This window comes from Mesorhizobium sp. B264B1B (assembly GCF_020165765.1).
Taxonomy (GTDB): domain Bacteria; phylum Pseudomonadota; class Alphaproteobacteria; order Rhizobiales; family Rhizobiaceae; genus Mesorhizobium.
Window position 1 is genome coordinate 99,161 of record NZ_JAIUIS010000021.1, and the last position, 11,504, is coordinate 110,664.

Sequence of the window (11,504 nt, forward strand, 5' to 3'; positions counted from 1 at the left end):
CAATGCCGGCCCGAGCGCTTCCGCGGCGCGGCGGCAGAATTATTTCGGCTGCTTGCCTACCGCCAGCAGCAGCACGTTTTCCTGGCTGAACTGGTCCTTGTCCAGAATGCCCGAGATCTGGCCCTCATGCATGACGGCGATGCGGTCGGACACGCCGATCACCTCCTCCATGTCGCTGGAGATCATCAGCACGGCGACGCCGGCGTCGGCCAGCGCACGCATCAGCCCGTAGATCTCCGCCTTGGCGCCGATGTCGATGCCGCGCGTCGGCTCATCGAGGATCATCACCTTGGGGTTCATCGCCAGCCATTTGGCCAGCACGACCTTCTGCTGGTTGCCGCCCGACAGCGTGCCGGTGCGCGTCTGCACCGAGGGCGCCTTGATGCCGAGATCTTTTTTCTGCTTCTCGGCGGTTGCCGTTTCGGCGCTGGTCGACACCAAGGAGCGCTTGGCATGCGCCGGCAGGTTGGGCAGCGAAATGTTCTGGGCGATCGAAAGGTCGAGCAGGATACCGGTCAGCTTGCGGTCCTCCGGCACCAGGAAGATGCCGTGCGCGACGGCATCGGCCGCCGAGCCCAGGGAGAGCGGCTTGCCGGCGAGCTCGAGCGTGCCGCCGAGGCTGCTTTCGATGCCGAAGAACACCCGCGCCAGCTCGGTGCGGCCGGAACCGACAAGGCCGGCAAGGCCGAGGATTTCACCGCGCCTGACGTCGAGATCTACCGGGCGGCCGGGATAGGTCGGGGTGCGGATGGCCTTGGCCGACAGGGCGACGGCGCCGGGGGCGCGGGCCGCCTCGGAAGCCTTCTCGCGCTCCTTCAGCATGCGGCCGATCATCAGCTTGACCATCTGGTCGTGGTTGATGTCGCGCTTGGGCAAGGTGCCGGCCAGCATGCCGTCGCGCAGCACGATGACGCGGTCGGCGACACGCTCGACCTCGTGCAGGCGATGCGAAATGAAGATGACGCTGATGCCGTCCGCCTTCAGCGCCCTGATGACGTCGAGCAATTTGTCGGTCTCGGCGATCGGCAGGCTCGACGTCGGTTCGTCGAGGATGACCAGCCTTGCCTTGATCGACAGCGCCTTGGCGATCTCGACCATCTGCTGCTGCGCGAGCGACAGTTCGGCGACAGGCGTGTCGGCGGAGAAATTGGCGCCGACGCGCTTCAGGAGCGGCGCCACCATGGCGCGCAGCCTGGCGCGGTCGACGAGCCTGAGCGGCCCGGCGCGCAGCGGTTCGCGGCCGAAGAAGATGTTGGCAGCGACGTCGAGATTCTCGAACAGGTTGAGTTCCTGATGGACGAAGGCGATGCCGGAGCCCAGGCTGCCCTCGACGCTCAGGCCGTCATGGGCGGTGCCGTCGACGGTGACGGTGCCGCTGTCGGGCCGCGTCACCCCGCCGAGGATCTTCATCAAGGTGGATTTGCCGGCGCCGTTCTCGCCGACGAGGCCGATGACCTCGCCCGGCCTGACCTCCATCGAGAAGCCATCGAGCGCGACGACGCCCGGATAGGTCTTGCGCACGTTCTCGAGACTGAGGAACGGGGTGGTCGCGGCGATGGATGTGTCGGAATAATTCATCATGCCTGACAGCGTTGGCGGGCCGACCTCTTGGCAGACTGACTGGCCTCGAAGGGTTCGTCAATGCGAGAGCAGCCGGCTCAAGCGACGTTGAGCCGGCTGCTCTGCCTTCGGTCTTAGTTTCCAGCCATCGCCTTCAGATTGGCGGCGTAGGCGTCGACGTCATCCTTGCCGATGATCTTGGTCGGGATGATGATGAGGCCGTCGGCCGGGATGCCCGACTTGTCGCCCTTGAGATAGGATGCCATCAGCTTCATGCCCTGATAGGCCCACTCGAAGGGCTGCTGCACGACGGTGGCGGCAATGGTGCCTTCCTTGACGCCGCCCAGGGTGATCGGATCGTCATCGAAGCCGACGACGGTGATCGAGCCGAGCTTGCCGGCATCGCGCAGCGCTTCATAGATGCGCGGCGTGTTGTAGGAGTAGAAGCCGACCATGCAGGTGACGTCGGGGCTGGCGACGAGCGCGTCCTCGACGTTCTTCTTGGCGCGGGCCTGGTCGATGTCGTCGCCGCGCACGTCGACGAGCTCGATCTTGGTGCCGGCCAGGCCATCCTTCATGCCCTGGATGCGCTCCTTGGCATTGTCGGCGCCGAGCAGGCCGACGAAGCCGAGGCACTTGCCGCCGTCCGGCATCGCCTTCTTGGCGATTTCGGCCGCCTGCTTGCCGGCATCGACATTGGACGAGCCGATATAGGCGACGCGCTTGGTCTGCGGAGCGTCGCTGTCGGTGGTGAACAGCGCCGTTTCCGAGGCGATCTTGTTCAGCCCGTCGGTAGAGGTCTTGGGATCGACGGCCGAAACCATGATGCCCTTGACGCCGGCGGTGACCAGATCGTCCATCAGCCGCTGCTGGATGGCGACCGAGGACTGCTCGGGATATTTCAGCTCGAGATTGTAGTCGGGCAGTTCGCCCTGCGCCTTCTTGACGCCGGCCTCGGCCGCCTTCCAGAAGTCGGAAGCGCCGTTGACGACGAAGGCCAGCGTCGGCTTGTCGTCGGCGCGCGCGATCGTGCTCGCCGTCAGGCCAAGCAGCAGCGCCGCGGTGGCCACGGATGCATTGCGTATCAAGGATTTCATGTTCAACCTCCCGTTTTGGCCGGTCGTCGGACCGGCCGATCCTGCACTTGTCTGATTTGCCGTTCGCGGCTTGGACGCCCTCCTCCTCAAGGGTTCCCGGCACTGAAGATGGCGTCGTTCCAGCCACGGCGACGGACTTTAGAGACTCATCCCCCGTTCGTAAATAGTCCGATTTGTCTGACATATCACATGTCCGCGACAAGGCTTCGCGGGGTACTGTCCGCTTGCCATCGGACCATTCGCATGCACCGCGCCCCAGGGAAAACGGACGCGACGGACCGACGTTACAGCGCATTTTCGTATTAGTAAACGGTATTAGTTGCGTTCGATGGCGACCACGCCGGCGATGACGCCGTTGGGTTTGCCTGGAACGCAATGGCTTGGCGCAAACGGGGTAATCGGCTCATATGCTGTGATTTGAGCTGCCCGGAGCCGGCTAGCCAGTAGACCGGTCGCCCGCTAATAGATATAAGTTAGCCGATATTTCTATAAACCGGCGCGGCCTTGATGGTCGCCGGGCAGGCCGGACAGGCCGGGGAACACGAACAGCATGAGCGAGACCACCGATATCCCGACGGCAAAGCGCCGCAAGGCGCCGGTGAAGCCCAAGGGCCGGGTCACCATGACCGACATTGCGCGCGCCGCCGGCTGCTCGCAGGCGACTGTTTCCTTCGTGCTCAACAATTCGCCTGGCATAAAACTGTCGCGACAGACGCGCGAGCGGGTGATCGAGGCGGCGCGCGCGCTGGGCTATAGTGCGCCGGCCTTTTCGGCACTGAAGGCGCCGGCCAGCGCCTTCGACGGGCTGGACGGGGTGATCGGCTTCGCCGTCGACCAGCTCGCCACCAGCCCGGAAGCCGTCGTCGCCATCGAGGGCGCGCGCCAGGCCTCGTGGAACGCCGGCAACGTGCTTCTGGTGGCGCAGACCATGGGCGACGCCGTGATGGAGCCGCGCGCGATAGAGGCGCTGACCAGGCGGGGCATTTCGGCGCTGATCTACATGACCATCTTCACCCGCGAGATCACGGCGCCCGACTTCCTCTACAGCCTCGACATCCCGGTGATCCTGCTCAACTGCTACACGTCGGATTACGCCTTCCCCGCCGTGGTGCCCTCCGAGATCGCCGGCGGCCAGAGCTCCACCCGGCACCTGATCAGCCACGGCCACCGCCGCATCGCCACCATCACCGGCGAGCCCTGGATGCAGGCGGCACAGGACCGCCTGAAAGGCTACCGCCGCGCTCTTGCCACCGCCGACATCCCTTTCGATCCCGAACTGGTGGTCGAGGGCGACTGGTCGGCAAGTGCCGGCTATGCCGCGACCGTCAAGCTCCTGGCGCTGAAGGACCGCCCGACCGCCATCTTCTGCCAGAACGACCGCACCGCGATCGGCTGCTACGAAGCGCTGAAGGAAGCCGGCCTGCACATCCCGCAGGACATCTCCGTGGTCGGCTACGACGACGAGGAAATCGCCAGGCATCTGTTCCCGCCGCTGACCACCTCGATCCTGCCGCATATGGCGATGGGCCAATGGGCGATCGAACAGCTCGAGGCGCCGGCGACGGTGGGACGGGGGCGCTATCCCATCACCAAGCTGGAATGTCCGCTGGTGGAGAGGGAGAGCGTGCGGGCCGTGGCAGGCTGACCGACCGGCCGACAAGGCAAGCATTTGGGTGATGAAAGCCGGCGCCGCGAGCGCCGGCCGGCCACGGACTTTCCCGTCGGACTTTTCCGCTGTCGGGCCAGCCAGGCGTGCCCTTTCAATTGGCACAGCAAGTGGTCTGGCCGCCGGCCCCGAGGCCGCGAGGGCGTGGAAAATGCCGGCCAGCGACGCCGCGAGAGCCCTATTGCGCCAATGTTCGAGGACATTTGTTCCAAGCGCGGCGTGTTGGTTGAACAGACTGGGTTGCAGGCATAGCCTTGGGTCGTCCACCGGGGCTCGCCTCGAGCTTGCGGGGGCAACAGGCGGCGGATCGCGGCGTGCCGCTGATCGAGGAGACGAACATGCAACTCAAACAATCCCTTGCCGGCATGCGCCGGCGCGACCTTCTCAAAATGATCGGCATCACGGCGGGCAGCGCCGCAATGTACCAGGCCATGACCAGCATGGGGCTGGCGGCAGAGTCCGATTACAAGGGACCGATCAAGCTCGAAGGCGACCCGAAGGGCGCTTCGGTGCTCGTCCTGGGCGCCGGCCTGGCCGGCATGCTGGCGGCCCTGGAACTGCGCCAGGCCGGCTACAAGGTGAAGATCCTCGAATACAATGCCCGCGCCGGCGGCCGCAACTGGACGATACGCGGCGGCGACACCGTTACCGAACTTGGCGGCTACACGCAGAAATGCGAGTTCGACGAGGGGCTCTACCTCAATCCCGGCCCCTGGCGCATCCCTTACCATCACAACGGGCTGTTGGCCTACTGCCGGAGGCTCGGGGTGACGCTGGAGCCGTTCCAGCAGACCAATCACAACGCCCTGCTGCACTCGACCGAGGCCTTCGGCGGCAAGCCCAAGCGCGTGCGCGAGATCGAGACCGACTTCAAGGGCCACACGTCGGAGCTGCTGGCCAAGGTGGCCAAGAAGGGCCAGCTGGAAGGGCTCGTCTCCAAGGAGGACCAGGAGGTGCTGCTCGAGGCGCTGCAGTCCTGGGGGGCGCTGGACAAGGACTACAGCTACAAATCCAGCCTCGCGACCGCCGAGTTCCGCGGCTACGAGAAGGAGCCGGGCGGCGGCATCGGCGCCGAGCCGGTGGCGGGTCAGATCATCGGCGCGTCCGACGTATTGAATTCGCGCCTGTGGGGCAGCCTCGCCAACTTCTCGCTCTACGAATTCCAGACCACCATGTTCCAGCCGGTCGGCGGCATGGGCAGGATCGGCGAAGCCTTCGCCAAGCAGGTCGGCGACCTCATCACCTACAATGCCAAGGTCACCAAGATCGCCCAGAACGACAAGGGCGTGACGGTGACCTATGAGGACGCGAAAAACCCCGGAACCGCCCAGGAAGCCAGCGCCGACTGGTGCGTGTGCACCATTCCGCTCACCATCCTCAGCCAGATCGAAATCCAGGTCGGCGGCGCCATGCAGGCGGCGATCGGGGCGGTGCCCTATGCGTCCTCGGTCAAGGTCGGCCTGCAGATGAAGCGCCGTTTCTGGGAGGAGGACGAATCGATCTTCGGCGGCGTCAGCTACACCAACTTGCCCATTTCGCAGATCTCCTACCCCAGCACCGGCTTCAACGCCGGCGGCAAGGGCGTGCTGCTCGGCTGCTACACATGGAACGGACCGAACTCCTACGAATTCACCGCCATGACCCCGCAGGAGCGCGTGCAGAAGGCGGTGGAATACGGCGCGCAGCTCCACCCGCAATACAAGCAGGAATTCGAGACCGGCGTTTCCTGGGCATGGCACCGCTCGCCCTTCACGCTTGGCTGCGCGGGCGACTGGACCGAGGAGGCACGCAAGGAGCATTACGACAATCTGTGCCAGATCGACGGCCGCATCGTGCTGGCCGGCGAGCATGCCTCCTACATTCCCGCCTGGCAGGAGGGCGCGATCCTGTCCTCGCTCAACGCCATCACCCGCCTGCACCAGCGCGTCATGCAGGGATGAGGCCATGCCGATTCCTTCGTTCACCCCGTATCCCGCGAGGCATCCCATCATGAGCAGCTCCTTCAAAAGACCCAGCGGTCTCATCGCCGCCATGGCCGTCGCCATGGCGTTCACGGCCCCCGGCGCGTTCGCCGATTCGGCCGGTGTCACGTTCAGCCAGGGCGATACTTTCACCGAAAAGGACGGCGCGGCGCTCTATGCCAATGTCTGCGCCGCCTGCCACCTGGACAAGGGGCAAGGCGCGGTCGGCGCCGGCCACTATCCGGCGCTGGCCAAGAACAAGAACCTGGAGACCGGCGGCTATCCCGTAAGCCTCGTCCTGCACGGGCAAAACGGCATGCCGCCGGTGGGGCAGATGATGAGCGACGACCAGGTCGCGGCCGTGGTCAACTATGTCAGGACGCATTTCGGCAACGACTACAAGGATGCCGTGACGGCGCAGGACGTGAAGGATGTCCGCTGAGTGGCGGATGTCGCCCGCACATGCGGCAACGCAAACCGCGCGGCGGGCATTCCGGCGCTCGCCGCCCTCTCGAATGGAAGGAAACGGGTCATGAAACCATCGATCGGGAAATCATGGATTGGGGCCGCCGTGCTGGCGGCGGGAATGCTGGCGGCCGGCGCGGCCGTGGCCGACGACGTCGTTCGCCACAAGATTCCGAATTCGGATTTTCCGATCCTGCGCGCCGTCGAGGTGCCGGCCGGCAAGACCACGGTCTATCTCAGCGGCGCCGTGCCGTCGGTCATCGACGAGAAGGCCGACAAGGCGACGATCGCCGCCTATGGCGACACCGAGGCCCAGACCGGCTCGGTGCTGAAGTCGATCGACAAGACGCTGGCCGATCTCGGCCTGAAGATGGGCGACGTCGTCAAGATGCAGGTCTTCCTGGTCGGCGATCCCGCCAAGGGCGGCAAGATGGATTTTGCCGGCTTCATGAAAGGATACACGAAGTTTTTCGGCACCAAGGACCAGCCGAACCTGCCGACGCGTTCGGTGGTGCAGGTCGCGGGCCTCGCCGGTCCCGGCTTCCTGGTCGAAATCGAAGTGACCGCCGTGCGGCCCTGAAGCCGGGTGTTCGGCCAGCCCGTTGCGCCAGGATGCCAAACGGGCTGGCGAGGCGCGGATCCGGCGGGGCGGGAATCGTACGGTTGAAGTGACCTTCAGGCACCCACCGAAAGGCGGAGTTGGGCGATGTTGACCCGCCAGTGAGGGCTAAACCGCGCGGAGCCCACGCCCAGGCACTAGCCATTCGTCGAAGGCAGGTCGCGCGACCGCGGACGGAAAACCGCCTCACACCTTTCCCGGAATTGCCCTAGCCTCGCCTCTTCAGCGCAGGGAGAGCGAGATGACCTCAAGTTTCACCGTTCATGACGCCAGCGGATATGAGCAGCTCATGGGCCGCTGGAGCCGCAAGCTCGCGCCCAAATTCATCGACTTCGCCGGGCTTGCCGGTGGCGAAAAGATCCTCGACGTCGGCTGCGGCACCGGCAGCCTGACGTTCGAGCTGGCGAAATCCGCCGAGCTCGCGGCAATCGCGGCAATCGACTTTTCGCCTGTCTTCGTCGAGGCGGCGAAGCGGCGCAACACCGACCCGCGCATCGAGATCCAGCAAGCCGACGCCACCGCCTTGCCGTTCGCCGACGATGGTTTCGACCGCGCGCTGGCGCTGCTCGTGCTCCACTTCGTGCAGGAGGCCGGCAAGGCGGTGGGCGAGATGCGCCGCGTGGTGCGGCCGGGCGGCGTGGTGGCGGCCGTCGTGTGGGACCATCTCGGCGGCATGCCCGGCATGCGCATGATGATCGACACGGCGGCCGCGCTCAGCGAAGGCGGACGCCAGATGCGCAGCCGCTATTGCTTCCAGCCGATGATGCAGCCGGGCGAAATGAAGCGGACTTTTGTCGAGCAGGACCTGGCCGATGTGACCGAAACCGAGCTGATGATCCGCATGGATTACCGGGACTTCGACGACTATTGGGCGCCGATAGCGGCCGGCGAAGGCCCGCTCGGCAGATACATGATGACGCTCGACCCAGCCGAGCGGTCGCGCACCGAGGCCGCCGTCCGCGATGCCTATGAGGCAGGCCGGCCGGATGGGCCGCGGTCGTTCGCGAATGTGGCCTGGGCTTGCAGGGGCGTGGTGCGGTAAAGGGGGTCGAAGAGCCGCCCTATTGCGGCAAACCGGCGGCCTGCAGCGCCTCGCCAAGGCATTGCGCGAGCGCCGGGGCGCAGTGTACGGCGGCGAACTGCCGGCTGTAGCGAAACGTCGGGTGCAGCTCACGCACCCGCGCCGCCGCCGCCGCCGCCTCTTCCAGCCGGCCGAGCTTGGCCAAAGCGGCGGCCAATTGCACATAGGTGATGCTGTGGGCGGGATTGGCCTGAACGGACCTGTATGCGGCGCGGCAGGCCTCGCCGTAGCGACCGCGCAGCAGATGGCTCATCGCCTGGGCGTCGAAGGCGGCGAAAGCCCAGGGATCGAAGGGGCTTAGCCGCATCCCGCGCTCGCTCCACGCGATGGCTTGCTCGGCTTCGCCGCTCCAGCCCAGGATCACGCTGCCCAGAATGTAGGTCAGGGCGGATGACGGGCTGACGGCGAGCGCGGCTTCCAGGGCGGTGAAGGCGGCCTTGCGGTCATGTCCGTCCATGCCGATCGAAAACCCCGCAAGGGTAAGCGCCGAGGCGTCGTCCTGCCCGTGCAGGATGGCCAGGCGGGCATGGCGTACCGAAGCCTCGCGATCGGCTTCCTGCATGCCGGCGCGAACGAACAGGCAATGGTGGCACATGGCGGCGTTGCCGTGGGCAAGCGCATAGGTCGGCTCGAGTTCGATGGCGCGTTCGAGCAGCACGAGCGCCTGCGTCACCCGTTCGGGCATGCCGGAATCCACGTCCGGCTGGGCCCGCAGCACGAGGTCGTAGGCATCGAGACTGTCGGGTCGCTTGCGCCTCACCCTCTCGATCTCGACGCGCCGCAGGCTGGGCGCGATCGCGCCGACGGCCGCGAGCGCGATCTCATCCTGGAGCGCGAAAATATCGGCGGAGGCGCGGTCGAAGCGCTCGGCCCATATGTGGGCACCGGTCGAGGTGTCGATCAACTGGCCGGTGACGCGCACGCTGCCGCCGGCCCTGCGCACGCTGCCTTCGAGCACATAGTGGACGCCGAGCTCGCGGCCGACCTGCTTCACGTCCACCGCGCGCCCCTTATAGGTGAAGGAGGAGTTGCGCGCGATGACGAACAGCCAGTTGATGCGCGCCAGGCCGGTGGTGATGTCGTCGACGATGCCGTCGGCGAAATAGTCCTGCTCCGGATCACCGCTCAGGTTCGAGAACGGCAGAACCGCGATCGAAGGCTTGCCGGGCCATGTCAGCGTTGCCGCCTCGGGGCCAAGACCACCGATCGCGACCTCGGGCCCGACATAGCGATAGCCGTGCCGCGGCAGCGTCTCGATCCAGCTTCCGCCGCCGGCCGCGCTCTCCAGCATGCGCCTGGCCGCCGCGATCTGCACCGTCAGATTGCTGTCCTCGATCGCTTGGCCCGGCCATGCGGCGTCGATCAGCGCCTGCTTGGGAACCGGCTTGCCCGTGCGTTCGACAAGCAGCGCCAGCAGCGCGACGGCCCGTTGGCCGAGCGGCGTCGGCTGGTCACCGTGGAACAGGATCCCGGCTTCGCCGTCGATGCGAAAGGGGCCAAAGGCGAGGCTCGTTGCCATTCCCGAAGGAGATACCGTTTGCAATCTTTTCGCAATGATTTCGCAACGGCTTCACGACTGGCCGGCCGGGTAGAGGCATCCTGTGCCGGTGGCTGCGGGAAAAAGCAGCGAACCGATGGAGGATCAAATGAGCGCCGCCCCTGTCATCCGGATGCCCGACGAGAACAAGGGGGTCATGCTGCGTGGCCAGCCGATGGTGTTCCTCGTCACCGGCGCGGATACCAGACACACGAGCATGTTCGACTGGACCATACCGGCCGGCTTCGCCACCGGCCTGCATGTCCATCGCGTGCAGGAAGAAACCTTCTATGTGCTTGACGGCGAATGTGTCTGGCACGTCGGCGCGCAGGTGATCCGCGCGACCCCCGGCACCTTCCTGTTCATTCCGCCCGGCGTGCAGCACAACATCACCAATGTCGGCGAAAAACCGGCCCGCGTGCTGATGACCGTCTCGCCGCCCGGCCATGAGCACTATTTCGAAGACCTTGCCAGGCTTGCCGCAAAAGGCTCCCCGGACCCGAAGGCGCTTGCCGAACTGCGGAACCGCTACGACACCGACCAGCTCTCCACGTTGACGACGAGTGCATAGGCGCAGTTGGTACATAGGCGTGATCGGCATGCTTCCGGCGTAACGGCGGCCTTCGGTGCCTCGGATGCCTGGACACAGCAAAGATCATCGCTGCGGCCGAGAGCCGGCCGTCCGACGCGGAGAATCCTGCACCTGGATAAAAGCGCCCAATGGTCTAAGTTGTGCCCGGAGGCTCCCGACGTCTTTTCGCAAAAGGTTCCCGAATGGCACTTGGCGGACCGCGCCCGACCTGGCTTACTTTCGACTGCTACGGCACGCTGATCCAATGGGATGAAGGGCTGATGGCCGCGATGGAGACGATCCTGTCGCGCAAGGGCCGCAGGATCGAGGCGCAGACATTCATCCCGGTCTACGACCGGCACGAACACCAGCTCGAGCATACCAGGCCGCACCTCTCCTTCGCCGAGGTGACGGCCAAGGCGCTGCATCTGGCGATGCGGGATTTTTCGCTGGAAGCGGAAGCCGGCGACGCCGAACTGCTGACATCCTCGATCGGCCGCATGCCGCCCTTCCCGGAAGTCGTCGCGACGCTGCAAAGGCTGAAGCAGGCCGGCTTCAAGCTGGCGATCATCTCCAACACCGACGACGCCATCATCGCCGGCAATGTCGCGCAGCTTGGCGGCGCCATCGACCGGGTCATCACGGCGCAACAGGCGCAGGCCTACAAGCCGTCGCGGCAGATCTTCGAACACGCCTGGCGCACCCTTGGCGTGACCAGGGACGAGCTGGTCCACATCTGCGCCAGCCCGCACCTCGACCTGACCGCCGCCCGCGACCTGCACTTCCGCGCTGTGTGGGTGGATCGCGGGACTGGACGAAGGCCGCCGGCGGATTACGAGCCGGACGCGGTCGCGCGGGGGCTGGACGAGGTGCCTGGGTTTTTTGAAGAGGCTGGGTGGGTTTGATGTCGGAGGGATGGGTGGGCGGGCTCGAACCACTCCAAAACC

The 11,504-nt window shown here is 65.8% G+C and carries 10 protein-coding genes; 7 read left to right on the forward strand and 3 right to left on the reverse strand.

The window, feature by feature from the left end; translation table 11 throughout:
• Positions 1–39: 39 nt before the first annotated feature.
• The gene (locus tag LB547_RS29975) at positions 40–1,578 is read right to left on the reverse strand and encodes a sugar ABC transporter ATP-binding protein (RefSeq protein ID WP_140676583.1); all 1,539 of its coding nucleotides are present in this window, start codon (positions 1,576–1,578) and stop codon (positions 40–42) included.
• A 116-nt stretch (positions 1,579–1,694) separates the two neighbouring features.
• Positions 1,695–2,657 carry a sugar-binding protein gene (locus tag LB547_RS29980; RefSeq protein ID WP_140491278.1) on the reverse strand — a complete coding sequence of 321 codons (963 nt, stop codon included), beginning with the start codon at positions 2,655–2,657 and terminating at the stop codon, positions 1,695–1,697.
• 550 nt (positions 2,658–3,207) lie between these two features.
• Here LB547_RS29980 and LB547_RS29985 point away from each other — a divergent pair.
• The 5 genes from LB547_RS29985 to LB547_RS30005 all read left to right on the forward strand — a co-directional run bounded on the left by LB547_RS29985 (position 3,208) and on the right by LB547_RS30005 (position 8,410).
• Positions 3,208–4,302 (forward strand): LacI family DNA-binding transcriptional regulator, encoded by a 1,095-nt coding sequence (locus LB547_RS29985; RefSeq protein ID WP_181178040.1) that lies wholly within the window; start codon positions 3,208–3,210, stop codon positions 4,300–4,302.
• A gap of 359 nt (positions 4,303–4,661) precedes the next feature.
• Positions 4,662–6,263: a flavin monoamine oxidase family protein gene (locus LB547_RS29990; protein WP_224655984.1), complete on the forward strand. Its 1,602-nt coding sequence runs from the start codon at positions 4,662–4,664 to the stop codon at positions 6,261–6,263.
• A gap of 49 nt (positions 6,264–6,312) precedes the next feature.
• Positions 6,313–6,726, forward strand: coding sequence for a c-type cytochrome (locus LB547_RS29995; protein WP_140554582.1), 414 nt, complete (start codon positions 6,313–6,315; stop codon positions 6,724–6,726).
• 90 nt (positions 6,727–6,816) lie between these two features.
• A complete protein-coding gene (locus LB547_RS30000; protein ID WP_140628741.1) occupies positions 6,817–7,329 on the forward strand; it encodes a RidA family protein in 513 nt (170 codons plus the stop codon).
• Positions 7,330–7,609: 280 nt separating this feature from the next.
• Complete coding sequence (locus LB547_RS30005; RefSeq protein WP_140763702.1) at positions 7,610–8,410, forward strand: class I SAM-dependent methyltransferase; 801 nt, start codon at positions 7,610–7,612, stop codon at positions 8,408–8,410.
• 19 nt (positions 8,411–8,429) lie between these two features.
• On the opposite strand, the gene LB547_RS30010 is transcribed toward LB547_RS30005, so the two are convergent.
• On the reverse strand, positions 8,430–9,968 hold the full coding sequence (locus tag LB547_RS30010) for a winged helix-turn-helix domain-containing tetratricopeptide repeat protein (protein WP_140763699.1): 1,539 nt from the start codon (positions 9,966–9,968) through the stop codon (positions 8,430–8,432).
• A 127-nt stretch (positions 9,969–10,095) separates the two neighbouring features.
• Here LB547_RS30010 and LB547_RS30015 point away from each other — a divergent pair, with 127 nt between their 5' ends.
• Both LB547_RS30015 and LB547_RS30020 read left to right on the forward strand, forming a co-directional pair.
• Positions 10,096–10,557: a cupin domain-containing protein gene (locus LB547_RS30015; RefSeq protein WP_140763696.1), complete on the forward strand. Its 462-nt coding sequence runs from the start codon at positions 10,096–10,098 to the stop codon at positions 10,555–10,557.
• A 203-nt stretch (positions 10,558–10,760) separates the two neighbouring features.
• The gene (locus LB547_RS30020; RefSeq protein ID WP_140763693.1) at positions 10,761–11,462 is read left to right on the forward strand and encodes a haloacid dehalogenase type II; all 702 of its coding nucleotides are present in this window, start codon (positions 10,761–10,763) and stop codon (positions 11,460–11,462) included.
• Positions 11,463–11,504 lie beyond the last annotated feature (42 nt).